The following is a 25,833-nucleotide window of genomic DNA, read 5'->3' as shown; positions in this document are numbered from 1 at the left end:
CCACCATCAGCGTACGAAGCCGGAGGTCGCTGCGGTGTTCGCCAGGTCGAGAAGCGGCTGTGGAATAACACCCAGCAGAAGCGTCATGAGCGCGCCGATCCCCACTGTCGCGAAGGTCAGCGTCGGTCGGGTGACGACGACAGGACCGTCGGCGAGCGGTTCGGAGAAGAACATGACAACGATCACACGGACGTAGAAGAACGCGGCGATCGCGCTGCACACGAGCGCCACGATGACCAGCGGGGTCGCGTCACCGTCGATCGCGGCCTGGAAGACCGCGAACTTGCCGGTGAAGCCGCTGGTCAGCGGGATTCCGGCGAGTGCGAGCAGCAGGAAGGCGAAGATGCCCGCCAGCACCGGTGAGGTGCGGCCCACGCCCTGCCACTGGGACAGGTCGCTGGCCTCGCCGTCCCCGGTCCGGACCAGCGAGACGACGGCGAACGCGGCCATCGTGGTGAAGCCGTAGGTCACCAGGTAGAACATCGCGCCGCGCAGGCCGTCGGAGTTCGACCCGGCCATGCCGACGAGCAGGAAGCCGGCGTGGGCGACGGCCGAGTAGGCCAGCATCCGCTTGATGTCGCGCTGGGTCAGCGCGAGCACGGCACCCACGACCATGGTGAGGATCGCGACGGCCCAGATCACCGGGCGCCAGTCCCAGCGCATGCCGCCGAAGGCCACGTAGAAGACCCGCAGCAGCGCGCCGAAGGCCGCGACCTTGGTACCGGCTGCCATGAAGGCGGTGATCGGCGTCGGCGAGCCCTGGTAGACGTCCGGCGTCCAGGAGTGGAACGGGGCAGCGCCGATCTTGAAGAAGAGACCGACCCCGATCAGCGCGAGCGACAGGTAGAGGTAGGTGTCGTTCTTCCCGACCGTGCCGACCGCGTCAGCGACCCGGCCGAGCTCGACACTGCTGGCGTAGCCGTAGGCGAACGCGACGCCGTACAGGAAGAAGGCGGAGGAGAACGCGCCGAGCAGGAAGTACTTCATCGCCGCTTCCTGCGACAGCAGCCGGCGCCGGCGGGCGAGCCCGGCCAGCAGGTACAGCGGCAGGGAGAGGATCTCCAGCGCGACGAACATGACGAGCAGGTTGTTCGACGCGACGAACAACAGCATCCCGGTGACCGAGAAGACCATCAGCGGGTACGCCTCGGTCTGCACCTCCGGGGAGGTGCGCTGCGCCGTGGAGCCCTTCGAGCCGGGCACCACGGCCGCGGAGGCGACGAGCGCACCGCCGGAGGAGTCCAGCGAGCGCTCGGCCACCAGCAGCACGGCCAGCGCCGCGAAGACCAGGATGGTGCCCTGCATGAACAGGGTCGGGCCGTCGATGGCCACCGCACCGGCGGCGAGGATCTGCCGGCGGGCGTGCAGGAGCACGACGGCGACGAACGCCCCGATGAACCCGGCACCGGCGAGCAGCGGCTGGATCAGCCGCCGCGCCTTCGGCGGTGCGAAGGCGTCGACGAGCACTCCGGCCAGTGCGACGCCGAAGAGGATGAGCATCGGGCTGAGCGCCGAGTACTCGATCGACGGTGGTGTGATCTTCTGTGTGACGCCCTGCGCCACCACGGTCGAAACCGCGCTCACGAATGGCCTCCGGACTGCGTTGCGGCCACCGGGGCCGTCGGGGCCGGGTCGGACTTCCCGATGTCCTCGAACGTGCTGGTCACCGCGGGCGTGATGATGTCAAGCAGCGGCTTCGGGTAGACCCCGAGCCCGATGATCAGCGCCACCATCGGCGCGACCACGACCCGTTCCCGCACGCTCAGGTCCTTGACGAGGCGAAGCTTCTCGTCCTTCACCGGACCGGTCATCGTGCGCTGGTACAGGAACAGGATGTAGATCGCGGCCAGCACGATCCCGCAGGTCGCGACGATCGCCAGCGCGCGGTACTCGGTGAACGTCCCCACCAGGACGAGGAACTCGCTCACGAAGCTGTTCGTCCCCGGCAGCGCCAGCGAGGAGAGGCCGGCGATCAGGAACACCCCGGCGAGCATCGGTGTCACCTGGGCCATGCCGCCGTAGGCGCCGACGTCCCGGCTGCCCTGCCGGGAGACCAGGAAGCCGACCACCACGAACAGCAGGCCGGTCGACAGGCCGTGGTTGACCATGTAGAGCACGGCGCCGGTCCCGGCCTGCGAGGTGAAGGCGAACGTGCCCAGCGCGATGAACCCGAAGTGCGCCAGCGAGGTGTAGGCGACCAGGCGTTTCATGTCCCGTTGACCGATCGCCAGCAGCGCGCCGTAGAAGATGCCGATCACCGCGAGTGCCAGCACCATCGGCGCGAAGTACTCGGAGGCGTCCGGGAACAGCGGGATGCAGTAGCGGATGAGGCCGAACGTGCCGACCTTGTCCAGGACGCCGACGAGCAGCACGGCGCCACCGGTCGGCGACTGGGCACCGGCGTCGGGCAGCCAGGTGTGGAACGGGAACAACGGCGCCTTGATCGCGAAGGCGATGAAGAAGCCGAGGAAGAGCAGCTTCTGCGTGTCCGGCGTGATGACCAGGTGCTGGCGCAGCGTGGCGAAGTCGAACGTGCCGCCGGTGTCGAACTGCTGCGAGGAGAGCACGTAGAGGCCGATCACCGCGGCGAGCATCAGCAGCCCGCCGAACAGGCTGTAGAGCAGGAACTTCACCGCCGCGTACGACCGCTGCGCCTTCTCCTCGACCGGCCCGTAGCTCCCGATGAGGAAGTACATCGGGATGAGCATGGCCTCGAAGAAGACGTAGAAGAGGAACACGTCGGTCGCCGCGAAGACGCCGATCATGCCCGTCTCCAGCGCCAGCAGCAGCGCGAAGAACGCCGGGACGGACCGGTTGACGTTGTCCGCCTCGTCCCAGGAGGCCAGCACGACCACCGGGACCAGCAGCGCGGCGAGCAGCATCAGAACCAGCGAGATGCCGTCGGCGCCGACCGAGTAGGAGACGCCGAACTGCTTGATCCATTCGTGCTTCTGGCCGAACTGGAAGCCGGCCTTGTCCGGGTCGTAGGCGGCGGTCGCCAGCACAGCGAGCACCAGCACGACCAGCGAGACGGCCAGCGCGAGCTGCTTGGCGAGCAGCGCGGAGCGGCGCGGAAGCAGCGCGACCAGAAGCGAACCGACCGCGGGGACGATCAGCATGATCGTCAGCCAGGGAGCCGTACTCATGTCAGCCGGCCCTGGTCAGCAGCAGAGCACCGACCACGAGGACGGTACCTCCCAACATCGACAGTGCGTAGGACCGGACGAAGCCGGTCTGGGTGCGTCGCAGCCGGCCGGACAGTCCGCCGATGGCCGCCGCGCTGCCGCGCACGAAGCCGTCGATCCCGACGTTGTCCGCCCACACCAGGAAGCGGGTCAGGTACTGCCCCGGCCGCATGGCGACGGTCTCGTTGATCGTGTTCGCGTAGAGGTCGTGCCGCGCGGCGACGGTCAGCACGCTGACCTCGGCGTCGGTGGGGGCGACGGCCTCGACCGGGCGGAGCTGGTAGCGCAGGAAGGCGCCGGCGAAACCACCGGCCGAGACGACCAGCGTGAGCGCGGTGACCACGGCCGGCGAGATGTCGTGATGGGCCTCGCCGTGCTCGCCGACCACCGGGGCGAGCCAGTTCTGCATCGAGTCACCGAGGACGAACAGACCACCGGCGAACACGGAGCCGACCGCCAGCAGCAGCATCGGGCCGGTCATGCTGGCCGGCGACTCGTGCGGGTGCTTCGCCTCCGGCCCGTCGTGCGCCCAGCGCTCCTCGCCGTGGAAGGTCATCAGGAACAGCCGGGTCATGTAGAAGGCGGTGATCCCGGCGCCGAGCAGCGCCACGCCACCGAGGACGTAGCCGCTCGTGCCGCCCTTGGCCAGCGCGGTCTCGATGATCCGGTCCTTGGTGAAGAAGCCGGACAGGCCCGGGAAGCCGATGATCGCCAGGTAGCCGAGCCCGAAGGTGATCCAGGTGATCGGCATGTACCTGCGCAGGTTGCCGTAGCGGCGCATGTCCTGCTCGTCGTCCATCGCGTGGATGACGGACCCGGAACCGAGGAAGAGGCCGGCTTTGAAGAAGCCGTGCGCCAGCAGGTGCATGATGCCCAGCGCGTAGCCGGCGGGCCCGAGCCCGACGGCCAGGAACATGTAGCCGATCTGGCTGACCGTCGAGTACGCCAGGACCTTCTTGATGTCGTCGTAGGCGCACCCGATGATGCACCCGATCATGATCGTGACGGCGCCGATGATCAGGACGACGGTGCGCGCGGCCTGCGTCTGGTCGAAGATCGGAGCCGAGCGGACGATCAGGTAGACGCCGGCGGTGACCATCGTCGCCGCGTGGATCAGCGCCGAGATCGGGGTCGGGCCCTCCATGGCGTCCGGGAGCCAGGCCTGCAGCGGGAACTGGCCGGACTTGCCGCAGGCGCCGAGCAGGAGCAGCAGCGCCATCGCGCTGATGGTCCCGTACCCGATCACGTCCGCTGCGGCGGCGCCGAAGACGTCGTCGTAGTTGGTGCTGCCGACGGTGGCGAACATGAACATGATCGCGAGCGCCAGGCCGACGTCACCGACCCGGTTCATGTAGAAAGCCTTGTTCGCGGCGGTGGCCGCCGCGGGCTTGTACTCCCAGAACTTGATGAGCAGGAAGGAGGAGAGGCCGACCAGCTCCCACCCGCCGTAGAGGACCAGGAAGTTGTTGCCCAGCACCAGCAGCAGCATCGACGCCAGGAAGAGGTTCATGTAGGCGAAGAAGCGCCGCCGGCCCGGATCGTGCGACATGTAGCCGATCGAGTAGATGTGGATCAGCGTGCCCACACCGGTGATCAGCAGCACGAACAGGACGGAGAGCTGGTCGACCAGCAGGCCGACGTCCACCTGGAAGCCGTTGACCGGAATCCAGCTGAACAGGTGCTGGGAGACCGCGCGGTCGTCGCCGCCGCGGTCGAGCAGCCCGAAGAACAGCACCAGGCCGACGACGAACGACGCCGCCGCCGTGGCCGTGCCGAGCAGGTGGCCCCACCGGTCGGTGCGCTTCCCGCCGAGCAGGAGGATCGCCGCCCCGGCCAGCGGAAGTGCGATGAGCAGCCAGGTCAGCGAGAACGCCCCGGACGCGGTGGCGTAGTGCACGGCCCCACCGCCGTGCTCCTCGGCCGCGAGGAGGGCCGCGGGAGCGCTCATCGTGGGCCGGTTCCGGGCGCGTGCGCCAGCGCCAGGGCCACCGCAGGTGGTCCGGGCCGCGCCGCCCCTGTTGCGCAAAGCGTCACTGCAGTGTCGTCCGTTCTTCCGTGACCGGAGGTCCCGGTCGCGGCCGCGTCTGCGGCGGCCGGGGACAGGCCTGGAGGAGGCCCGAATACGTCGAAAAGGGTCCCGAGTACGTCGAAAGCGTCAGTACTTCAGCAGGTTCACGTCGTCGACAGAGGCGGATCTGCGCGTCCGGAAGATCGCCAGGATGATCGCGAGACCCACGACCACCTCGGCGGCGGCCACCACCATGACGAAGAAGGCCATGATCTGGCCCTCCAGCGTCCCGTGGATCCGGGAGAAGGTCACCAGCGTCAGGTTCACCGAGTTGAGCATCAGCTCGATGGACATGAACACGACGATCGCGTTGCGGCGGACCAGGACACCCGTCGCCCCGATGGTGAACAGCAGCCCCGCCAGAATCAGATAGTTCGCCGGGTTCACCGGCCACCCCCGCTGCCCGCGCCGACCGGCGCCGCCTCGCCGACAGCGTTCGCGCCGTCCGCCTCCTCCGCCACGGCGGAGCCGTTGACATGCTGACCGCCGCCGCCGGCCTGGGGGCCACCCGACCCGGAGTCGCCTGCGTCGGGCCCGCCGGAGCCGGGCCCACCGGAAGGCCCGGACGAGCCGGGACCACCGAAGCCGGTGCCGCCGGTACCGGTACCGCTCGCGTCCGGCCCCTCGTCGTGGGACGGGCCGCCGACGGCCGCCGGCTCCCCGGAGCCGCGCACGGCCTGCTCCAGATCCGGGTTGATCGCGAAGACCTTCGGCCCGGGCCGCGGGGTGATCGGGCCGCCCTCGGTGAGGCGGCGGCGCATCCGCTCCTTCTGCGTCAGCTTCTCGCCGGTGTGCTCGCGGTGGCCGAGCACCATCGTCCCGATGGCGGCCACGACGAGCAGTGCCGAGATCGCCTCGAAGACGAAGACGTACTCGCTGAACAGCAGCTTCCCGATCGCCGTGACGTTGCCCTCGGAGTTCGCCGCGTCGAGGCCCGCGGCGCTGCCGCCGTCGATCGCCCGCCCGATCGGGAAGACCAGCAGCCCGGCGAAGCCCAGGCCGAGGATCACCGCGGCGATCCGCTGGCCGCGCAGTGTCTCGACGAGCGAGTCGGAGGAGTCCACCCCGACCAGCATCAGCACGAACAGGAACAGAACCATGATCGCGCCGGTGTAGACGATGATCTGGACGAAGCCCAGGAAGGGCGCGTCCTGAAGCAGGTAGAACACCGCCACGCAGAACAGGTTCACCACGAGCAGCAGCGCCGAGTGCACCGCGCTGCGCATCAGCACCATGCCCAGCCCGGCGATCAGCGCCACCGGCGCTAGCAGCCAGAAGGTCCAGGCCTCGCCGTTCGACGTGCTGGTGATCTCGGCCGCCTGGGCGAGGATCTGCGGGCTCATCGCGCCCGCTCCGAACCCGCGCCGTGGGCCGAGGCCTCGTCCGCCGCGGTGCCGCCGCCCGTCTGCGCCTCGCTGCCGACCTGCCAGGGCAGCGGGGCCTCCGGGTCGCGGGTGTAGTAGTCGGTCTCGCTCTCGCCGAGGAACATCGGATGCGGCGGCTGCGCCATCCCCTCCCGCAGCGGCGCGAGGAGCTGCTCCTTGGTGAAGATCAGGTCCTGGCGGCTGTCGTCGGCGAGCTCGTACTCGTTCGACATCGTGAGCGCCCGGGTCGGGCAGGCCTCGATGCACAGCCCGCACAGGATGCAGCGCAGGTAGTTGATCTGATAGACGCGGCCGTACCGCTCACCCGGGGAGTAGCGCTCCTCGTCGGTGTTGTCCGCGCCCTCGACGTAGATCGCGTCCGCCGGGCAGGCCCAGGCACACAGCTCGCACCCGACGCACTTCTCCAGCCCGTCGGGGTGCCGGTTGAGCTGGTGACGGCCGTGGAACCGCGGCGCCGTCTCCTTCTTGTACTCCGGGTACTGCTCGGTCGTCGGCTTCTTGAACATCGTCGAGAAGGTGACGCCGAAACCCTTGTAGGGGTCGAGGATCCCCATGGTTCAGCTCTCCTGACGCGGGCCGGCGCCCGCGGGGATGACGGTGGTGTTTCCCTTGTCTAGCCCGGCCATCGCCCGCGCCGGGCCGCCGGACGGCGGTGGCCAGGGAATGTTCTCCAGGCTCGGGGCCGATTCGGCCCGTTCCCGCTCGGCCTCCTCCTGCTCCCGTGCCGCCTTCGCCGCGCCCGGATCGATGATCGCGATGATGAGCAGGATGCCGACCACGACCCCGAAGCCGATGAGCCACGGCGTCCGGTCGGTGACGTGCTGCTGGTAGGCGCGGAACGTGGCGACCGCGCACACCCAGACCAGTCCGACCGGGATCAGGACCTTCCAGCCGAAGGCCATGAACTGGTCGTAGCGCAGCCGCGGCAGCGTTCCCCGCAGCCAGATGAAGAAGAAGATGAACGCCAGCAGCTTCGCGACGAACCAGATCAGCGGGAACCACCCGTGGTCCAGCCCGGACAGCCCCGGGATCGGCGGAGGCTGCCAGCCGCCGAGGAACAGCGTGGTCGCGATCGCCGACACGGTGACCATGTTGATGTACTCGGCGAGGAAGAAGAACGCGAACTTGATCGAGCTGTACTCGGTGTGGAAGCCACCGACCAGCTCGCCCTCGGCCTCGGGCAGGTCGAAGGGGGTCCGGTTCGTCTCACCGACCATCGCGATGACGTACAGGACGAACGACGGGAGCAGCGCGACGTACCACCAGTCGTGCTGGCTCTGCACGATGCCCGCAGTGCTCAGCGTGCCGGCGTAGATGAAGACCGCGACGAACGCCAGGCCCATCGCGACCTCGTAGGAGATGATCTGCGCGGCCGATCGCAGCGAGCCCAGCAGCGGGTACGTCGACCCGCTGGACCAGCCGGAGAGGATCAGGCCGTACACCCCGATCGACGCGGCCGCCAGCAGGTACAGCACGCCGACCGGCAGGTCCGCGAGCTGCAGCAGGGTGCGCTCGCCGAAGATCGACACCTCGGGCCCGAACGGGATGCAGGCGAAGGCCACGAAGGCCGGCACCGCCGAGATGATCGGCGCCAGGATGAAGATCGGCTTGTCGGCCAGCGCCGGGACGATGTCTTCCTTGAGCATGAGCTTCACGCCGTCGGCGAGGCTCTGCAGCCAGCCGCGCGGGCCGTGCCGGTTCGGCCCGATCCGCTGCTGCATCTTCGCGACGACCTTGCGCTCGAAGACGATCGAGAACAGCGTCATCACGAGCAGGAACCCGAAGACCACGACCGCTTTGAGCAGGATGAGCCAGAACGGGTCGTCGGTGAGGACGGACGTGTCCGGGTCGCCGACGTTCGCGGCGAGCAGGAGCGTCGAGGTCCCGGTCATGCCCGGCCTCCGGTGATGTCGGTGGTGAGGCGGACCAGCACCCCGGCGTGCTCCGCCAGCGAGCGGCGGACGTGGGAGTCCGGCGAGTGGGTCGGCACCCAGACCACCCGGTCCGGCATCTCGGTGATCTCCAGCGGCAGGGTCACCGAACCGCGGGCCGTGCTCGCGGTGACCGGCTGGCCCTCGACCGCTCCGATCTCGGCCGCGGTCGCCGCGGACAGCAGCAGACGCGGCGGGCGCGCGGTCCCGGCGAGATAGGTCTCACCGGCCTGCAGAGCACCGTCGTCGAGGTTGAGGTGCCAGGTCGCGAGCAGCGCCTCCCCCGGCCCGGCGGTCGCCGGGGCGAGCCCGATGTCGGTCGGCGGCTGGCCGCGGTGGGTCTCGTCGCCGGCCCGGCCGAGCTCGTTCAGCTCCCGCGCGGCCGCGCCCGCGTCCGGCAGGAGCAGGTCGACGCCCATCTCGGCGGCGAGCAGGTGCAGCACCCGCAGGTCGGGCAGTGCGGGGGTGTCCAGCGCGCGCTGGAACGGGCGCAGGCGCCCCTCCCAGTTCACGAACGCGCCCGCCTTCTCCGCGACCGGAGCGACCGGGAACACCACGTCCGCGACCGCCGCGATGGACGAGCGGCGGATCTCCAGCGACACGCAGAACGGCACCCGGGCCAGGGTGGCCAGCGCGCCGGCCGGGTCGGGCAGGTCCTCGGCGTCCACGCCGGCGACGATGACCGCGTCGAGCCGGCCCGCCTCGGCGGCGGCCAGGATCCCGGCGGTGTCCCGGCCCGGCGCGCCGAGCAGCGGGGCGCCCCAGAAGGACTCGACCTCGGCGCGGGCGCCGACGTCCGCCACCGGGCGCCCGCCCGGAAGCAGCGACGGCAGCAGGCCGGCGGAGACCGCCCCGCGCTCACCGGCGCGGCGCGGAACCCAGGCCAGCGCGGCACCGGTGGCCGCGGCGAGCCGCAGGGCCGCCGACAGCGCACCGGGCGACTCGGCGGCCCGGGAGCCGACCAGGATCACCGCGCCGGGCGCGCGCAGCGCCTCGGCGGTGGCCGACGACCCGGCTGCCAGCTCGTCCAGCACCGCGGCCTCGCCGCCGGGCAGCGTCGGGATCAGCGTGCCGGCCAGCTTGCGCAGCCCACGGGTGGTCAGCGGCGCGAGCGCGTGCACCGCGGTGCCGCGCTTGGTGGCGGCCTTGCGCAGCCGCAGGAAGACGACGGCGGACTCCTCCTCGGGCTCGAACGCCACGAGCAGGACGGCGGGCGCGGCCTCCAGATCGGCGTAGGTGACACCGATCCCGGTGCCCGCGACGACGCTGCCGAGGAAGGCCTCCTCCTCGGCGGAATGCGGGCGGGCACGGAAGTCCACGTCGTTGGTGCGCAGCGCCAGCCGGGCGAACTTGGCGTAGGCGTACGCGTCCTCGCGGGTCAGCCGGCCGCCGGCCAGGACGCCGACACCGTTGCGGTCACGGCACTCGGCCAGCCCCCGGGCCGCGTACTCCAACGCCTCGGACCAGCTGGCCTCGACCAGCTCACCGGTGTTGTCGTCGCGGATCAGCGGGGTGGTGAGCCGGTCGGCCTGGCGGGCATAGGTGAACGCGAAGCGGCCCTTGTCGCAGTTCCACTCCTCGTTCACCGCCGGGTCCTCGGCGGCGAGGCGCCGGGTCACCTTGCCGCGCCGGTGGTCGGTGCGCAGGGAGCAGCCGGCCGCGCAGTGCTCGCAGGACGTCGGCGTCGACACCAGGTCGAACGGCCGGGCCCGGAACCGGTAGGCGGCGCTGGTGAGCGCGCCGACCGGGCAGATCTGCACGGTGTTGCCGGAGAAGTAGGACGAGAACGGCTGCCCGTCGCTGACGGCGACCTGCTCGGCCGCGCCCCGCTCGAACAGCTCGATGAACGGGTCACCGGCGATCTGCGCGGAGAACCGGGTACACCGCGCGCACAGCACGCAGCGCTCGCGGTCCAGCAGGATCTGGGTGGAGATCGCCAGCGGCTTGGGGTAGGCCCGCTTCGTCTCCTTGAACCGGGAGGTGGCGGCGCCGTTCGCCATCGACTGGTTCTGCAGCGGGCACTCACCGCCCTTGTCGCAGATCGGGCAGTCGAGCGGGTGGTTGAGGAGAAGGAACTCCAGCGTTCCCGCCTGGGCCTTCTCGGCCACCGGCGAGGTGAGCTGGGTCTTCACCACCATGTCCGCGGCGACCGTGGTCGTGCAGGACGCGACCGGCTTGCGCTGGCCCTCGACCTCGACGATGCACTGCCGGCAGGCCCCGACCGGGTCCAGCAGCGGGTGGTCGCAGAACCGCGGGATCTCGATTCCCAGCTGTTCCGCGGCTCGGATGATCAGGGTGCCCTTCGGCACGCTCACCTCGAGGCCGTCGACGGTGAGCGTGACGTGGTCGGGGGCGGCCGGCGCGGCCGGCTTCTCTGGGGCGACAGTCATGATCTCAGTGCGCTCCCGCGTAGGCGCCCGGCGTGTCCGCGGCCTTGCCTGCAGCGGCCGTGCCGTTCGCCGAGCCGGACGGGGTGGAGCCCGACGGCCCCACCGGAGTGATCGGGAGGAACTCGTTCCGGAAGTGCTTGATCCCGGAGACGATCGGCGAGGTGGCGCCGTCCGCGAGCGCGCAGAACGCGCGTCCGAAGATGTTGTCGCAGGCGTCGACGAGGGTGTCGACGTCGTCGGAGTCGCCGTGGCCGCGCTCCATCCGGGAGAGGATCTGCACCATCCAGGTGGTGCCTTCCCGGCAGGGGGTGCACTTGCCGCACGACTCGTGTGCGTAGAACTGGGTCAGGCGGCGGACCACCGGCAGCATGTCGACGGTCTCATCCATGATCATCAACGCCGCCGTGCCGAGCAGCGACCCGGCCTCCTGCACACCTTCGAAGTCCAGTGGGACGTCGATGTGGTCGGCGGTGAGCAGCGGGGTGGACGAGCCACCGGGCGTCCAGGCCTTCAGCTCCCGGCCGCCGAGCACACCGCCCGCCATCTCCAGCAGCTCACGCAGGGTGGTGCCCATCGGCGCCTCGTACTGGCCGGGCCGGGTCACATGGCCGGACAGGCTGTAGATCTTCGGGCCCGGCGCCCGCTCCCGCCCCATCGAGCGGAACCAGTCGACGCCGTAGTTCACGATGAAGGGCACCGTGGCGATGGTCTCGACGTTGTTCACGACCGTGGGGGACGCGTACAGCCCGTGGGTCGCCGGGAACGGCGGGCGCAGCCGCGGCTGGCCGCGCCGGCCCTCCAGCGAGTCCAGCAGAGCGGTCTCCTCGCCGCAGATGTACGCGCCGGCGCCGGAGTGCACCACCAGGTCGAGGTCGAAACCGCTACCTAGGATGTCCCGCCCCAGGTAGCCGGCCTCGTATGCCTCCGCGACGGCCGCCCGCAGCCGGCGCGCGGCGTGGATCAGCTCGCCGCGCAGGTAGATGAAGGCCCGGTTCGCGCGCACCGCGTAGGCGGCGATGACGATGCCCTCGATCAGCGAGTGCGGGTCGGCCTTCATCAGCGGGGCGTCCTTGCAGGTGCCCGGCTCGCCCTCGTCGGCGTTGATGACGAGGTAGTGCGGCTTGCCGTCGCCCTGCGGGATGAAGCCCCACTTCATGCCGGTGGGGAAGCCCGCGCCGCCCCGGCCGCGCAGGCCGGAGTCCTTGACGAGCTTGATGAGGTCGTCGGGCGCCTGCGCCAGCGCCCGGCGCAGGCCCTGGTAGCCGTCGAGACGCTCGTAGGTCGCCAGTGTCCACGACTCGGGCACGTTCCAGCGCCGGGTGAGGACCGGGGTGACAGGCATGGTCAGTTCACCTTCGTCTGCGGCGCGGCCGCCGGCGGCGCGGTCGACGGGAGCGGGGTCAGCGGCGGGGCGCCGGCGACGCCGTGCTCGGGCTTCCAGCCGCCGGCCTCGGCGATCGCCACCCCGGCGATCGACGGGTCGCCCACGCCCGGGCCGGCGACGCCGTCGGGCCGCGGGTCGGCGAACCCGGCGAGCTGGAAGGACGCCTCGGCGAACGTGCACAGCGGGCCGCCGCGGGTCGGCGCCGGGCGCTCACCGCGCCGCAGCGCGTCCACGATGCCCTCGGCGGAATCCGGAGTGACCTGGTCGTAGAACTCGTAGTTCACCGTCATGACCGGCGCGTAGTCGCAGGCAGCCAGGCACTCGGCGTGCTCCAGCGTGATCGTGCCGTCCTCGGTGGTCTGGTCGTGCCCGACCCCGAGGTTCGCCGACAGCCGCTGGTAGACGTCCTCACCGCCGCGCAGCAGGCAGGAGAGGTTCGTGCACACCGAGACCAGCCAGTCACCGACCGGACGGCGCTTGTACATCGTGTAGAAGGTCGCGACCGCGCCGACCTCGGCGTGGGTGAGGCCGAGCTGCTCGGCGCAGAAGTCCACGCCCTGGGCGGTGACCGCCCCCTCCTCCGACTGCACCAGGTGCAGCATGGGCAGCAGCGCGGAGCGGGAACGCCCCTCCGGGTAGCGCGCGATGATCTCGCGGGCGGCAGCCCGGGTCTGTTCGGTCAGTGGCATCAGCGGTCAACTCCCCCGAGCACCGGGTCCACGGAGGCAACTCCGACGATCACGTCGGCCACCTGCCCGCCCTCCGTCATCGCGGGCACGGCCTGCAGGTTGACGAAGCTTGGGTCACGCACGTGGACACGGAACGGCCTGGTGCCGCCGTCGCTGACCACGTGGTAGCCGAGCTCGCCGCGCGGCGACTCGATCTGTGTGTAGACCTGGCCGGCCGGCACCCGGAAGCCCTCGGTGACGAGCTTGAAGTGGTGGATCAGGGCCTCCATCGAGGTGCCCATGATCTTGCGGATGTGGTCGAGCGAGTTGCCCATACCGTCGGAGCCGATCGAGAGCTGGGACGGCCAGGCGATCTTCTTGTCGGCGACCATGACCGGGCCGGGCCGCAGCCGGTCCAGGCACTGCTCGATGATCTTGAGGGACTCGCCCATCTCCTCCAGCCGCACCAGGTACCGGGCGTAGGAGTCGCCCTCAAGCGCGGTGGGGACGTCGAAGTCGTAGGTCTCGTAGCCGCAGTACGGCATGGTCTTGCGCAGGTCCCACGGCAGGCCGGCGGCGCGCAGCACCGGGCCGGTCGTCCCCAGCGCGATGCAGGCGGCCGCGTCGAGGAAGTTGACGTCGACCATCCGGGCCTTCCAGATGGGCTGGCCGGTCAGCAGCGCGTGGTACTCGCGGATCCGCTTCGGCATGTCGACGAGGAACTCACGGATCCGCGGGATCGCCTCGTCCGGGATGTCCTGCGCGAGGCCGCCGGGGCGGATGTAGGCATGGTTCATCCGCAGGCCGGTGATCAGCTCGAGCAGGTCGAGGATCTTCTCCCGCTCACGGAAACCGAAGATCATGCCGGTGGTGGCGCCGAGCTCCATACCGCCGGTCGCGAGCCACACCAGGTGCGAGGCGATCCGCTGCAGCTCCATGACCAGCACCCGGATGACGGTCGCCCGCTCGGGGATCTCGTCGGTGATGCCGAGCAGCTTCTCCACCGACAGGCAGTAGGCCGCCTCGTTGTACAGCGGGGAGAGGTAGTCCGCCCGGGTCAGGAAGGTGACCGCCTGAGTCCAGGTGCGGTACTCGCAGCTCTTCTCGATGCCGGTGTGCAGGTAGCCGATGACGATCCGGGTCTCGGTGACCGTCTCGCCCTCGATCTCCAGCACCAGCCGCAGCACGCCGTGCGTGGACGGATGCTGCGGGCCCATGTTGACGGTGATGCGCTCGCCGTCGGACTCACCGGAGCCCAGGACCTGCTCCCAGTCACCACCGGTGACGGTGTAGACGCGGCCGGCCGACGACTCGGTGAAGCCTGCCTCGTAGGGCTGCGCCCCGGTGACGGGCTCGGCCGGACCGCCGGGACCGCCGGGTGCCATTCCGCCCGCGGCGTCGACGGGCGTCTCGGTGTGCGTGCTCATAGCGAACCTCGGATGTCGGCTCGGGTGTACCTGCCAGCCGGGATATGGGCGGCTGTACCAGTCGCGGCCTCGGCCTCCACCCGCTCCGGCGGGCAACCCGGGCGGTGCCTGGTCGGCAGCCCGGTCACGAGTAGCTCCGGCGGGTGTCAGGGGGCGGGATCTGCGCGCCCTTGTAGTCGACGGCGATGCCGCCGAGGGGATAGTCCTTGCGCTGCGGGTGGCCCACCCAGTCGTCCGGCATCATGATCCGGGCCAGGCCCGGGTGGCCCTCGTAGACGATGCCGAACAGGTCGTAGGCCTCGCGCTCGTGCCAGTCCGCGGTCGGCCAGACCGGGGTCAGGCTCGGCACATGCGGGTCGCCGTCGGCCACCGAGACCTCGACGCGCAGCCGGCGGCGGTGGGTCATCGAGGTCAGGTGCACGACCGAGTGCAGGCGGCGGCCGGTGAGGTCGTCCGGATAGTCGACCCCGGACAGCGACGACAGCAGCTCGAAGCGCAGGCCCGGGTCGTCGCGCAGCGTCCAGGCGACATCCAGCAGCCGCTCGCGGCGCACGTGGATCGTCAGCTCGCCGTACGCGAACACGACGCGCTCGACGGCGTCACCCAGTTCGGGGAAGACCCGCTCCAGGGTGTCGTACACCGAGTCCGCGGCGTCGTCCCCGAACGGCCTGACGCTGGAGGCCAGGCTGGGCACCGGCGGCACGAGCCCGCCGAACCCGGAGGTGTCACCGCTGCCGCGCGCACCGAAGGCGTCCCGGCGACGGCCGCCCGGGCCCCCCGGCACTCCGGCGCTGCCCGGAACCAGCTCAGTCATCGGTCAGGGTCTCCGTGCTCGGGCCGGGACCACCGGCCCGGGACTCGTCGGTCGGCTTCGCGTCGAACGGCACCCGCTTGCCTCGGCCGAAGATCGACGGCGGGGCGATCGCGGCGGGGCGGCGGGCATCCAGCGAGGGCTCGACGGCGCCGAGGCCGGCCGGGGCCGGTGCGCCCTCGGGGATGCTGAAACGCTTGCGGTCGTTGACCGACAGCGTACGGGTGTCGAGCGCCCCCGCCGGCAGGCCGGCCTGGGCGGTGGCGACCTCGATGGGCTTGGCGTAGGGCGCCGAGCCGATCTTCGTGTGCTCGACCTTTCCCGCGACCGACCCGGCGAGGATCTTCTCGTGCAGCTTGATGATCGCGTCCATCAGCATCTCGGGACGCGGCGGGCATCCGGGCAGGTACATGTCGACCGGCACGATGTGGTCGACGCCCTGCACGATCGCGTAGTTGTTGAACATCCCGCCGCTGCTCGCGCAGACGCCCATCGACAGCACCCACTTGGGCTCGGGCATCTGGTCATAGATCTGGCGCAGCACCGGGGCCATCTTCTGGCTGACCCGGCCGGCCACGATCATGAGGTCGGCCTGGCGGGGGCTGGCCCGGAAGACCTCCATCCCGAAGCGGGACAGGTCGTACCGACCGGCACCGGTCGACATCATCTCGATGGCGCAGCAGGCCAGGCCGAAGGTGGCCGGCCACAGCGAGGAGCGTCGTGACCAGTTGGCCAGCATCTCGACCGTGGTCAGCAGCACCCCACCGGGAAGCTTCTCTTCTAGTCCCATTCCAGACCCCCCCGGCGCCACATGTAGGCGTAGGCGACGAAGATCGTCGCCATGAACGACACCATCGCGCCGAGACCGAAGACCGCAAGGCTGTCGAACGCGACGGCCCACGGGAACAGGAAGATGATCTCGATGTCGAAGACGATGAAGAGCATCGCGGTGATGTAGTACTTCACCGGGAACCGGTGCGGCCCAGCCGGCACCGGCTCGGGTTCGATACCGCACTCGTAGATGTCGACCTTGGCACGGTTGAACCGTTTCGGGCCGACCAGGGTGCTCACCACCACGGAACCAACCGCGAACAGCATCGCGATCGCGAGCAGAACGAGGATCGGCACATAACTGTCAAGCATGCCGAACTCCTCTCCTTCTAAATGTTTGGCGCGGACGTCTTGGTGGCGGTTCGCCGGGCGCGGTCGCCGTAACGCGCCTCTCCCGGGCCAACCGGTACTTCACGCTCCCACCCCGGCCAGCGGCGTGAGTGCGGGTGCAGCCTACGCGACCTCTCTTTTCCCGGTCGCACCGGGATTGTTCTCCCGACCAACGCCGCGGCACCCACCCGAGCACGGGCGGATCGCGGCCGAAACACTCTTCCGTCCGTAGCCCGCGGCCCGGACGAATATCCGCTTCACTCGACCGGGTCGAGGGTCGCGGGCCGGTGGGCGGGCGTCGGAGGCGGGAGTCAGGAGGCGGGAGTCAGCCGGGTAAGTGCGTTGATCAGTCGGTCGGCGGCATCACCTCCCTGCGGATCGGTGAGATTAGCCATGATCTTCAGGACGAAGCGCATCAGCGTCGGCCGAGGCAGTCCGTACCGGGTACCGAGGCCCATCACGGTTGGATTCCCGATGAGCTGTACAAAGAAGCGGCCCAGGGTGTAATAGCCCCCATAGGTCTCCCGGATGATCTCCGGATAACGGGCCAGCGCCCGCTCACGGGCCGGCCCCGAGTGCCGGGCGAGCGCGAGCACGATCGTCTCCGCCGCAATGCGGCCCGATTCCATCGCATAGGCGATGCCCTCACCGTTGAACGGGTTCACCATCCCGCCGGCGTCACCGACGAGCAGAACACCGTCCTGGTAGTGCGGGGTGCGGTTGAACGCCATCGGCAGAGCGCTACCGCGGACCGGCCCGAGCGCGTTCTCCTCGCCGAATCCCCACTCCTCCGGCAGCGGCGACAGCCACCGCTCCAGCAGGTCCCGGTAGTCGGTGTTCTGGAAGGCGGTCGCGGTGTTCAGCATGCCCAGGCCGACATTGCTGGTGCCGTCACCCATACCGAAGATCCAGCCGTATCCGGGAAGGAGCCGGCTCTCCCGCGGCCTGCCCTCCCAAAGCTCGAGGTGGGACTCCAGGAAGTCGTCGTTGGTACGCGGGCTGCGGTAGTAGCGGCGCACCGCCACGCCGAGCGGCCGGTCCTCCCGACGGCGAATCCCGAGCGCGAGCGCGATGCGCGCGCTGTTCCCGTCCGCGGCGACGACGACCGGCGCGTGGAAGTTCACCGGCGCCCGGTCCACCCCCGAGCGGGCGGTCACCCCGATCACCCGCCCGGTGCGCTCGTCGCGCAGCGGGCCGGTCACCGACGTCGCCTCCCGCAACCGCGCCCCGGCCTTCACGGCGTGTCGCGCGAGCATCTCGTCGAAGTCCGCGCGGGGCCGGACGAGCCCGTAGTCGGGCCAGCTCGCGAGGTCCGGCCACGGCAGCTCGAGCCGCACCCCGCCACCGACGATGCGCAGCCCCTTGTTCCGCAGCCAGCCGGCCTCGGTGGAGGTGTCGATCCCCATCTCGACGAGGCTGCGCACGGCACGCGGGGTCAGCCCGTCACCGCAGACCTTCTCCCGCGGGAAGGTGCTCTTCTCCAGCAGCAGCACATCGAGGCCGGTGCGGGCCAGGTGGTAGGCCGCCGCCGACCCGCCGGGCCCCGCGCCCACCACGATGACGTCGGCGTCGGGGCGGTCGTCCGTTCGGGCGCCGTCTCGTTTCGCCATCCCTGTGGTCACACGCTGCTCCGGATTCCCACGCCTGTCGGCCGATCGCCGGCCTTGTTCCAGATCCCCTGCTTGCGCGCTCGTGAAATTCTTCACGAGCGCCACGCCGAAGTGTAGGCCTTGGCCGGCCCTGAGGCACCAACCAGGACCTCCAGAAAGGAAGAACAGTCAACCGACACCCCAGGGCGACCACACAGCGCTACAGCCCGGCAACCGATGGCACCTTCGTTCTGGCCCGTCCGGGCCAGCCCGGCGACGGACCCGACCCGCCCGACGGCGCCTGACCCGCCCGACGGCGCCCGACCCGAGCGGGCCGGCACGGCCCGACCGCGGCCGGACAGGGCCCGACACGGCCCAGGAGGTGACATGACCATCTGAACCGGGTAGTTCCCGAAAGCTGGATACCTCGCGCTGGCCCGCGCGCTCACGGACCGACGCCCCCACTGACCCGGAGCCCGCCGATCATCTCCGGCACGGATCGGCCGGCCCCACCGACCTCGGAGAGCGACGCGGCCATGACATCAGAAACAGTCGTCCTCACCACGGCGGACGGCCCCACCCCCGCCTTCATCGCGGAACCCGCGCGCACCGTCCGCGGCGGAGTGCTCATCGTGCACGAGGTGTTCGGCCTCACCGATCACATCACCGACGTCTGCCGCAGGTTCGCGGACGCCGGCTGGCGGGCCGTCGCCCCGGACCTCTACCACCGGCAGGGATCGCCCGTGTTCGACCACTCGGACGCCGGCGCGGCGCTCGCACTGCGCGGGCGGCTGGCCGGTGACGACATCCTCGACGACCTGGACTCCGGGCTGATGGTCCTCGCCGAGTCGGGAACGCCGATCGACCGAAGCGCGGCCGTCGGATTCTGCATGGGCGGCAGCATCGCCTTCCACGCCGCGGTCCACCGCCCGCTCGCGGCGGCGGTCACGTTCTACGGGGGCGGGATCGAGGACGGGCGCTTCGGGGAGCCCTCGCAGCTCGAGGTCGCCACCAGCCTGCAGACCCCCTGGCTGGGCCTGTACGGCGACCTCGACCCGTCGACGCCGGTCGAGCAGGTGGAGCACCTGCGAATGGCGGTCTCCCTCGCCGACGTCGACACGGAGATCGTGCGCTACCCCGGGGTCGGCCACGCGTTCCACAACGATGCCCGACCGGACTTCTACGACGCCGCGGCCGCCCACGATGCCTGGGCCCGCACCCTCGCCTGGCTGGAGGCCCACGTCCCCAGGTAACCCCGCACCCCCGCCGGCCCAGCCCAGCCGCCCGGCCCCTGCCCACCTGCCGCACGGCGACCCACCGGATCCCGCTGGTTCCACGCCGTCACACAGCGCCAGCAATTCGCCCCAAAAGGGATAAAAGGGGTACGGAGTCGTTTGGCGACCCGCAAGAAAGGAGGATTTGGGTCGCCGGAACGACCAAAATCATTCACTCTTGCGGGTCGCCAAACGGGGCCACCGGGCAATCCCGCGCTCGGAGGTTCGGCCGCGTCCATGGAGCGCGAACCTCCCCGTCCACCAACCAGCGATCCTGATCGGCGTCAGTCCGCGGCCGGCTACAGAACGACCACGATCCTCAGCTCCTGCAGGGCCGCGGCAGGCCGTCAGGGTGCCTGGTCAGTCCTGCCCGCCGGGCCGCACCGCCCGGTGCACGGCGACGATGCCGCCGCTGAGGTTGCGCCAGTTCACTCTCGTCCACCCCGCCGAGCGGACCATTTCCGCCAGCTCCGCCTGCCCGGGCCAGGCCCGGATGGACTCAGCGAGGTACACGTACGAGTCGGGGTTGCTGCTGACCGCCCGCGCCACCGCGGGCAGGGCGCGCATCAGGTATTCCATGTACACCGTGCGCACCGGCCGCCACACCGGCCGGCTGAACTCGCAGACCGCCAGCACACCGCCCGGCCGGGTGACACGCAGCAGCTCGCCGAGGCAGACGTCGACGGCAGCGACGTTGCGCAGCCCGAACGAGATGGTCACCCGGTCGAAGGACTCGTCGGCGAAGGGCAGCCGCAGACCGTCACCCGCCGTGAGCAGCACCCGGCCGCCGACCGGACCGCCCGCACCCGCACCCGCACCCGCACCGGCGCCCGAGGCCGTCGTGGCCGTGGCGGCCGACCGCGCGCGGTCGGCGAGGCGCCGACGGCCCTCCGCCAGCATCCCGAGGGAGAAGTCGCAGGCCACCACGTCCGAACCGGAGTCCGCGAACGCCCGCGACGACGTCGCGGTGCCGGCCGCGACGTCGAGGACACGCAGACCGGGGGCCAGATCGAGCGCCCGCGCGGTGGCCGTCCGCCAGGTTCGGTCAAGGCCGGCCGACAGCACCGCGTTCGTCAGGTCGTAACGCCGTGCGACCTGGTCGAACATCGCGGCCACCTGGTCGGGCTTCTTGTCCAGTCCCGCTCGGCTCACTGGTTCATCCCTCTGTGCTCACCATCGACGGTGCCTGCTGTGCCCCGATGCGGTCGACCGCCGCCGCGGTGGTGCCGCCACGGTCGCCGCCACCGCCACCGCTGCCACGGTCACCACCGCTGCCGGCTACCACGGGGCTACCGGCACTGCCGGCGATCGCCGCGGCGCTGCCGGCGGCTGCCGCGGCCTGCGCCCGGTCCCAGTCGGTGTGCTCGGCGGCCGCCGCCAGCCTCGCCCGGGTGCCCTCGTCACAGAGCGCACCGGCCAGCCCGGCGGCGAACACCTCCCGCAGCGACACCCCGAGGCCCGCGGCGATCGCGTACTCCCGTTCGAGGTCGGTACCGAACATCGCGGGGTCGTCCGTGGCCAGCGAGCAGCGCAGTCCGGCCGCGACCAGCGCGGGCAGCGGATGGTCGGCCAGGTCGCGCACAACGCCGGTACGCAGGTTCGACACCGGGCAGACGTCCAGCACGATGTTCCGCTCGACGAGCTCCGCGACCAGGTCGGGGGCCTCCAGCGCGCGCACGCCGTGCCGGATCCGCCGCGCGCCCAGCGCGTGCAGCGCGCCACGCACCGACTCCGCCCCGGCCGTCTCCCCCGCGTGCGGGACGGCGGCGAGCCCCGCGTCGGCGGCGGCGGCGAAGACCGGCGCGTACGGCTCCGGCGGATGGCCCACCTCGGGGCCGCCGAGGCCGATCCCGACGACACCGCGGTCGACGAACCGCGACGACCAGCGCACGACGTCCATCGCGGCCTCCGGGGGGAGCACCCGGTCGATGTCGGGGGTGAGCCGCACCTCGACCCCGAACCGCTCGCGTGCCTCGCACGCGCCGTCCGCGTAGCCGGTGAAGATCTCCTCCCACGGCACGCCCCGGTGCACCCGGTACCAGGGGGAGAAGATTCCCTCCAGGTACACGGCGCCCTGCTCGGCCGCGCGGCGGGCGTAGTCGACGACGACCTCCCGGAAGTCGTCGGCCGTCCGCATGACGTGGGTGGTGAGGACCCAGACCTTGATGAAGTGGTCGAAGTCCCGGTACCGGTAGAGCTCGGCGATGCCCTCGACGGTGCGGGCCGGCAGCGCCTCGTTGTTGCGGCGGCCCATCGCGAGCAGTGTCTCGGGCCGCACCGTCCCCTCCAGGTGGACGTGCAGCTCGATCTTCGGCCCGGTCTCGGACACCGACCCGACTTCGGACACCGAACCGATCTCGGACACCGACCGGTGCGCGGACGCGGACACCGACCGGTGCGCGGACACCGCCGGCCCGGATTCCGCCGCGGTGCCCCGCTCGGGGGTCAGCTCGCCACCAGCGGCAGGGCCGTCGACGAGAAGTGGGAGGCCACCCGGTCGTCGACCGGGTCCAACGCCGGGTCCCTGTGCACGACCAGGTGCCGGTAGAGGGTGTCTCGCTGGGCCGGAATCCGCCCGGCCGAGCGGATCAGGTGGATCAGCTCGGCGCGGTTGGTCCGGTGCCGGGCACCGGCGGAGGAGACGACGTTCTCCTCCAGCATGACCGAGCCGAGATCGTCGGCGCCCATGTGCAGGGTGAGCTGCCCGACCTCCTTGCCGGTCGTCAGCCACGAGCCCTGCAGGTGCGCGACGTTGTCGAAGAACAGCCGCGCGACGGCCACCAGCCGCAGGTACTCCAGTGTGGTCGCCTGCGTCCGGCCACCCAGGTGGTTGTTCTCCGGCTGGTACGTCCACGGGATGAACGACCGGAACCCGCCGGTGCGGTCCTGGACGTCCCGGATCATCCGCATGTGCTCGATGCGCTCGGCGTTCGTCTCGCCGGTGCCCATCATGAACGTCGCCGTCGACTCCAGGCCGAGGCCGTGTGCCGTCTCCATCACCGACAGCCAGACATGGCCCGGCTCCTTGAGCGGGGCGATCGCGTGCCGCGGCCGCTCGGTGAGGATCTCGGCACCGGCACCGGCGAAACTGTCCAGCCCAGCGTCGCGCAGCCTGGTGATGACCTCCGCGTGCTCCAGCCCGGACGTCCGGGCGATGTGGACGACCTCGCTGGCCCCGAGCGAGTGCAGTGCCAGCTGCGGGTACGCCGCCTTGATGCCGGCGAACGTCCGCTCGTACCACTCGATCCCGAACTCGGGATGGTGGCCGCCCTGGAGCATGATCTGGGTCGCCCCGAGCTCGACGGCCTCACCGCACCTGGCCACGATGTCGTCCAGCTCGCGCACCCAGCCCTCGGCGTGCTTCGGCGCCCGGTAGAAGGCGCAGAACCGGCAGGCGGTCACGCAGACGTTCGTGTAGTTGATGTTCCGGTCGATGATGTAGGTGGCGATCCCGTCGGGGAACCGGCGGCGGCGCACGGTGTCTGCGGCCAGGCCGAGCGCGTGCAGCGGCGCGGACGTGTAGAGCAGCAACGCCTCTTCCGGTGAGATCCGCCCACCGTCGGCCGCGCGATCCAGCAGGGCGCGGATCTCGCCGTCAGCCACGCGGGCCGGGCCCGCCGGGGACTCACCGTCGGCATCAACAAGGCTCACCCGTCAGATCGTACGACCTGTACCGCTTGAACCGATCGAATCGCGAGCACGTCGGCCCCGCGGCCCACCACCGGCGCAGAACCCGAGGATTGCGACCGGTAACAAACCTGCCACGGACCGACTCGGGATCGTTTCGTGAAGGGTGAAGGATTTTGGTCGTCAGGACGACCAAAATCCTTCACCCATGTCCGGTGGCAACGCGAGCGAGCTGCAGCCGCAGCCGGCGGCAGCCGCCGCGCGACGTTCGCCCTGGGCGGATCCCGGGCTTCGGGGCACCGACCGGGCGGAGGCGAGGCCTGGCCGCCCGCCGTCACGAGTTACGCAAAGAACTACCCGACTACTCAAAAGGGACCGTAGTCCGACGGGTTGTCGCCGGAGCCGCGCCCCGCGCCGCCGATCGGACCGGAGGGCCCGGTGCTCGGCGTGCTCGACATGCTGGACGTGTGGCCCTGGCCGGCCGAGCCGCCGCCGCCCGGTCCCCGGCCCTTGCCGGTGAACTTGCTGGTCAGCTGCTTGAACTTCGCCCGGTTCTCCGGCTTGTTCGCCACCGTCTTGGCCTTGTCGACCATCTCCTGGGCCTTGGGGCTGTGGAGCAGCTCCTGGACCTTGCTGGTGAAGTTCGCCATACCCTCGGTGTACCTGCGTCAGGCCCGGTTCATGCCGACAACCCTGTTCGGCCGGGACACTGCCGCACCCCGGGTCACCCCGAACCGGTCGGCAGCAGGTCGGAGACGCCGCCGCGCAGGTCCTGAAGCCGGTCGCGCAGGCTCTCGTCGCCCGCGGGCGGGATCTGGATCTGGTCGTTCGATCCCGGGAGCTGGTCCCGCGCCTCGTCGCCCTTGCCGCGGAACCAGTCGATCTGATCGTCCACCCAGTCGTGCACCGAGGTGACGGTCCTGTCCCAGATCTGCTGGCGCTTGTTGTCCACCATCGTCGCGATCTGGTCGGCCGCGGACAGCAGGAGCAGCACCATCAGCACGAAGATGATCGTCCGCTTGAACGGGATCCGCAGCCGCCACCGCCGCCGCGGGCGGCGCGGCTCACGGTAGGGAGCTGGTTCCGGTGCGGGCGGAGGCGCGGGCGGCGCCGGGCGGTGCGCGTCGCCGTAGGGCGGGCGGTGGGCGTCGCGGTACGCCGAGCGCGGCGCGTCCTCGTAGTAGGGGGCCGCGGGTGGTGCGGGTGGCGGCGCCGGGCGGGCGGCGCGCGGTGCGGCCTGCCCGGGGCCGGCCGAGCCCGCCGGGTAGGGCGCACCTGACCGGGCCAGGTCGGGTTCGTCGCCGTACTGGACGAATCCGCCCTTGCGTCGACGCGCCGGCTGCGGACCACCCGCGCCTGGCACGGCCTTGCCGGGCTGTCCGGGCTGTCCGGGCTGTCCGGGCTGGTATGCCTGGCCAGCCCCCGCCGAGCCGCCGCGGGCGGCATCCGGGGGCGCCTCCCACCAACGGCCGCTGACGTCACCGGGGCCCGCGACCCGGGTCTGCGCCGGCCGCTGGGCCGCGCCGGCGCCGTACCCGGCACCCGCACCCGCGCCTGCGGCGGCCGCGCCCAGCCCGAGGCCGGCGGCTGCCGCGGCGGCGGACCGGCTGCGGGGCCAGGTGTTGTCGATGACCTCGGTGGCCGCGACCCGGGGGTTCGCCTTGGCACCGCTGCGGTCACCGAGCAGGCGCAGCAGCAGCTGCTCCGCGGACGGGCGCCGCCGCGGATCACGATGCAGGGCGGAGCCGACGATCCCGGCCAGCGCGGGCGGAACCTGGCGCAGATCGGGTTCGGTGGTGAGCACCCGCTCCGACATCTCCAGGTAGGTGCCGTCGCCGTAGGGGTGATCACCAGCCGCGGCGTACGCGACGAGCAGGCCCCAGGCGAAGACGTCGGTGGCCGGGCCGACCGGCGCCGTACCCTCCATCTGCTCCGGAGCCATCCAGCCGACCGAGCCCAGGACCAGCCCGGTCTGGGTCCTCCCGCTGACCGCGTCGAGTGCGCGGGCGATCCCGAAGTCGATCACCCTGGGGCCGGAGTAGGACAGCAGGACGTTGCTCGGCTTGAGATCGCGGTGGACGATGCCGGCGCCGTGGATCGCGGTCAGCGCCGAGGCGACGCCCACGGCCACACCCTGCAGGGTCGACAGCGGGAGCGCCCCGGATTCGTCCACCACCCGGTCGAGGCGGGCGCCGTCGATGAATTCGGTGACCAGGTAGGGGCGGCGTGCGTGCGGGTCCGCGTCGAGGACCTGTGCGGTGCAGAAAGGAGCGACCCGGCGCGCGGCGGCGACCTCGTCGGCGAAACGGTCCCGGAACTCGGGATCCACCGCGAGATCCGACCGGATCACCTTGATGGCCACCTTGCGGCCCTGCTGGTCGAGGGCGAGGTAGACCCGGCCCATGCCACCGGCACCCAGCCGGCCGATCACCTCATACCGCCCGATCGACGTCGGATCGTCCGGGTGCAGAGGTTCTCCCTGCGACCGGAGGGCCGATCGGTCCGCCACGTCTCGCCCGCTCTCCGCTCGTCGGCGCGGCCGCGAACGACGCGCCCCGGTTCACGCGCGTCGCGCGAACACAGCCATCATCACGCTTCGGCGGCGCCCATGACAGACCTCCGAACACGGGTCATGTAACGCACCGCCGACCGCGACGCTAACGCGCCCGCGGCCCCAGGGCCGTGCGCTGTCCGCATTCCGACGCCGCGGCGCCGACCGGTAGCCTGATCGGCACGGTCGCGCTGGTCGTGTTCTCGCGGAGAAGCCGAGGAAGTGGGGGAAGCCGAGCAGGAGGTCGGCTTCGGCGCGGCCCTGGCGCTTCGGGCACCCGGCGAGGAGAGAGCCTACCTGCGGCCGCCGACGGGACAGGGCCGGCGGCAGCAGGTACGGGAAGAGCACACCATCACCGAACTGCCCATGTCGAACGCCTGTT

At 71.1% G+C, this 25,833-nt stretch carries 21 protein-coding genes; 1 reads left to right on the top strand and 20 read right to left on the bottom strand.

The genetic code is table 11. The features are described from left to right. Window positions 1–6 precede the first annotated feature (6 nt). The 15 genes from nuoN to ACG83_RS34050 form a co-directional block, all read right to left on the bottom strand. Complete coding sequence (gene nuoN, locus ACG83_RS34120) at window positions 7–1,584, bottom strand: NADH-quinone oxidoreductase subunit NuoN (protein WP_054570408.1); 1,578 nt, start codon at window positions 1,582–1,584, stop codon at window positions 7–9. Continuing rightward, on the bottom strand, window positions 1,581–3,146 hold the full coding sequence (locus ACG83_RS34115; RefSeq protein ID WP_006539097.1) for an NADH-quinone oxidoreductase subunit M: 1,566 nt from the start codon (window positions 3,144–3,146) through the stop codon (window positions 1,581–1,583). Before ACG83_RS34115 ends, nuoN begins: the two co-directional genes overlap by 4 nt. Window position 3,147: 1 nt before the next feature. Further along, complete coding sequence (gene nuoL, locus ACG83_RS34110) at window positions 3,148–5,133, bottom strand: NADH-quinone oxidoreductase subunit L (RefSeq protein WP_054570407.1); 1,986 nt, start codon at window positions 5,131–5,133, stop codon at window positions 3,148–3,150. Window positions 5,134–5,340: 207 nt separating this feature from the next. After that, window positions 5,341–5,640 (bottom strand): NADH-quinone oxidoreductase subunit NuoK, encoded by a 300-nt coding sequence (gene nuoK / locus ACG83_RS34105; protein ID WP_006539095.1) that lies wholly within the window; start codon window positions 5,638–5,640, stop codon window positions 5,341–5,343. After that, window positions 5,637–6,596 carry an NADH-quinone oxidoreductase subunit J gene (locus ACG83_RS34100; RefSeq protein WP_054570406.1) on the bottom strand — a complete coding sequence of 320 codons (960 nt, stop codon included), beginning with the start codon at window positions 6,594–6,596 and terminating at the stop codon, window positions 5,637–5,639. Before ACG83_RS34100 ends, nuoK begins: the two co-directional genes overlap by 4 nt. Beyond that, window positions 6,593–7,192 carry an NADH-quinone oxidoreductase subunit NuoI gene (nuoI, locus tag ACG83_RS34095; RefSeq protein ID WP_054570405.1) on the bottom strand — a complete coding sequence of 200 codons (600 nt, stop codon included), beginning with the start codon at window positions 7,190–7,192 and terminating at the stop codon, window positions 6,593–6,595. The genes ACG83_RS34100 and nuoI overlap by 4 nt, the downstream gene beginning before the upstream one ends. A gap of 3 nt (window positions 7,193–7,195) precedes the next feature. Then, on the bottom strand, window positions 7,196–8,530 hold the full coding sequence (nuoH, locus tag ACG83_RS34090; RefSeq protein WP_054570404.1) for an NADH-quinone oxidoreductase subunit NuoH: 1,335 nt from the start codon (window positions 8,528–8,530) through the stop codon (window positions 7,196–7,198). Then, a complete protein-coding gene (locus tag ACG83_RS34085; protein ID WP_054570403.1) occupies window positions 8,527–10,959 on the bottom strand; it encodes an NADH-quinone oxidoreductase subunit G in 2,433 nt (810 codons plus the stop codon). Before ACG83_RS34085 ends, nuoH begins: the two co-directional genes overlap by 4 nt. A 4-nt stretch (window positions 10,960–10,963) precedes the next feature. Then, window positions 10,964–12,301 (bottom strand): NADH-quinone oxidoreductase subunit NuoF, encoded by a 1,338-nt coding sequence (gene nuoF / locus ACG83_RS34080; RefSeq protein WP_054570402.1) that lies wholly within the window; start codon window positions 12,299–12,301, stop codon window positions 10,964–10,966. Between the two features lie 2 nt (window positions 12,302–12,303). Continuing rightward, window positions 12,304–13,032: an NADH-quinone oxidoreductase subunit NuoE gene (nuoE, locus tag ACG83_RS34075; RefSeq protein ID WP_054570401.1), complete on the bottom strand. Its 729-nt coding sequence runs from the start codon at window positions 13,030–13,032 to the stop codon at window positions 12,304–12,306. Further along, a complete protein-coding gene (locus tag ACG83_RS34070; protein WP_054570400.1) occupies window positions 13,032–14,438 on the bottom strand; it encodes an NADH-quinone oxidoreductase subunit D in 1,407 nt (468 codons plus the stop codon). The genes nuoE and ACG83_RS34070 overlap by 1 nt, the downstream gene beginning before the upstream one ends. A 124-nt stretch (window positions 14,439–14,562) precedes the next feature. Next, complete coding sequence (locus ACG83_RS34065) at window positions 14,563–15,252, bottom strand: NADH-quinone oxidoreductase subunit C (protein WP_054570399.1); 690 nt, start codon at window positions 15,250–15,252, stop codon at window positions 14,563–14,565. Continuing rightward, window positions 15,245–16,039, bottom strand: coding sequence for an NADH-quinone oxidoreductase subunit B family protein (locus ACG83_RS48170; RefSeq protein ID WP_054570398.1), 795 nt, complete (start codon window positions 16,037–16,039; stop codon window positions 15,245–15,247). Before ACG83_RS48170 ends, ACG83_RS34065 begins: the two co-directional genes overlap by 8 nt. Further along, entirely contained in the window at window positions 16,030–16,392 is a 363-nt protein-coding gene (locus ACG83_RS34055; RefSeq protein ID WP_006539085.1) for an NADH-quinone oxidoreductase subunit A, read from the bottom strand. Before ACG83_RS34055 ends, ACG83_RS48170 begins: the two co-directional genes overlap by 10 nt. A 329-nt stretch (window positions 16,393–16,721) precedes the next feature. After that, the gene (locus ACG83_RS34050) at window positions 16,722–18,020 is read right to left on the bottom strand and encodes a geranylgeranyl reductase family protein (protein ID WP_054570397.1); all 1,299 of its coding nucleotides are present in this window, start codon (window positions 18,018–18,020) and stop codon (window positions 16,722–16,724) included. A gap of 515 nt (window positions 18,021–18,535) precedes the next feature. On the opposite strand from ACG83_RS34050, the gene ACG83_RS34045 reads away from it, so the two are divergent. After that, the gene (locus ACG83_RS34045; RefSeq protein ID WP_054570396.1) at window positions 18,536–19,252 is read left to right on the top strand and encodes a dienelactone hydrolase family protein; all 717 of its coding nucleotides are present in this window, start codon (window positions 18,536–18,538) and stop codon (window positions 19,250–19,252) included. Window positions 19,253–19,633: 381 nt separating this feature from the next. Here ACG83_RS34045 and ACG83_RS34040 read toward each other — a convergent pair whose 3' ends face one another. From ACG83_RS34040 to ACG83_RS34020, 5 genes are all read right to left on the bottom strand, one after another. Then, window positions 19,634–20,425, bottom strand: a complete 792-nt coding sequence (locus tag ACG83_RS34040) for a demethylmenaquinone methyltransferase (RefSeq protein ID WP_054570395.1) — start codon at window positions 20,423–20,425, stop codon at window positions 19,634–19,636. A 4-nt stretch (window positions 20,426–20,429) separates the two neighbouring features. After that, complete coding sequence (gene add, locus ACG83_RS34035) at window positions 20,430–21,602, bottom strand: adenosine deaminase (RefSeq protein WP_054570654.1); 1,173 nt, start codon at window positions 21,600–21,602, stop codon at window positions 20,430–20,432. 116 nt (window positions 21,603–21,718) lie between these two features. After that, window positions 21,719–22,924: a cyclic dehypoxanthinyl futalosine synthase gene (mqnC, locus tag ACG83_RS34030; RefSeq protein WP_054570394.1), complete on the bottom strand. Its 1,206-nt coding sequence runs from the start codon at window positions 22,922–22,924 to the stop codon at window positions 21,719–21,721. 341 nt (window positions 22,925–23,265) lie between these two features. After that, a complete protein-coding gene (locus ACG83_RS34025) occupies window positions 23,266–23,550 on the bottom strand; it encodes a hypothetical protein (RefSeq protein WP_054570393.1) in 285 nt (94 codons plus the stop codon). Between the two features lie 74 nt (window positions 23,551–23,624). Beyond that, window positions 23,625–25,409 (bottom strand): serine/threonine-protein kinase, encoded by a 1,785-nt coding sequence (locus tag ACG83_RS34020; protein ID WP_054570392.1) that lies wholly within the window; start codon window positions 25,407–25,409, stop codon window positions 23,625–23,627. Window positions 25,410–25,833 lie beyond the last annotated feature (424 nt).

The organism is Frankia sp. R43 (assembly GCF_001306465.1).
Lineage (GTDB): Bacteria > Actinomycetota > Actinomycetes > Frankiales > Frankiaceae > Parafrankia > Parafrankia irregularis.
This window is presented reverse-complemented; position numbering and strand designations above follow the sequence as displayed.

Bases quoted from the DNA above. Each gene is read 5' to 3' on its own strand.
- ACG83_RS34115 (WP_006539097.1), bottom strand. From the start codon at position 3,146: ATGAGTACGGCTCCCTGGCTGACGATCATGCTGATCGTCCCCGCGGTC.
- nuoL (WP_054570407.1), bottom strand. From the start codon at position 5,133: ATGAGCGCTCCCGCGGCCCTCCTCGCGGCCGAGGAGCACGGCGGTGGG.
- ACG83_RS34100 (WP_054570406.1), bottom strand. From the start codon at position 6,596: ATGAGCCCGCAGATCCTCGCCCAGGCGGCCGAGATCACCAGCACGTCG.
- nuoI (WP_054570405.1), bottom strand. From the start codon at position 7,192: ATGGGGATCCTCGACCCCTACAAGGGTTTCGGCGTCACCTTCTCGACG.
- nuoH (WP_054570404.1), bottom strand. From the start codon at position 8,530: ATGACCGGGACCTCGACGCTCCTGCTCGCCGCGAACGTCGGCGACCCG.
- ACG83_RS34085 (WP_054570403.1), bottom strand. From the start codon at position 10,959: ATGACTGTCGCCCCAGAGAAGCCGGCCGCGCCGGCCGCCCCCGACCAC.
- nuoF (WP_054570402.1), bottom strand. From the start codon at position 12,301: ATGCCTGTCACCCCGGTCCTCACCCGGCGCTGGAACGTGCCCGAGTCG.
- nuoE (WP_054570401.1), bottom strand. From the start codon at position 13,032: ATGCCACTGACCGAACAGACCCGGGCTGCCGCCCGCGAGATCATCGCG.
- ACG83_RS34070 (WP_054570400.1), bottom strand. From the start codon at position 14,438: ATGAGCACGCACACCGAGACGCCCGTCGACGCCGCGGGCGGAATGGCA.
- ACG83_RS34065 (WP_054570399.1), bottom strand. From the start codon at position 15,252: ATGACTGAGCTGGTTCCGGGCAGCGCCGGAGTGCCGGGGGGCCCGGGC.
- ACG83_RS48170 (WP_054570398.1), bottom strand. From the start codon at position 16,039: ATGGGACTAGAAGAGAAGCTTCCCGGTGGGGTGCTGCTGACCACGGTC.
- ACG83_RS34055 (WP_006539085.1), bottom strand. From the start codon at position 16,392: ATGCTTGACAGTTATGTGCCGATCCTCGTTCTGCTCGCGATCGCGATG.
- ACG83_RS34050 (WP_054570397.1), bottom strand. From the start codon at position 18,020: ATGGCGAAACGAGACGGCGCCCGAACGGACGACCGCCCCGACGCCGAC.
- ACG83_RS34045 (WP_054570396.1), top strand. From the start codon at position 18,536: ATGACATCAGAAACAGTCGTCCTCACCACGGCGGACGGCCCCACCCCC.
- ACG83_RS34025 (WP_054570393.1), bottom strand. From the start codon at position 23,550: ATGGCGAACTTCACCAGCAAGGTCCAGGAGCTGCTCCACAGCCCCAAG.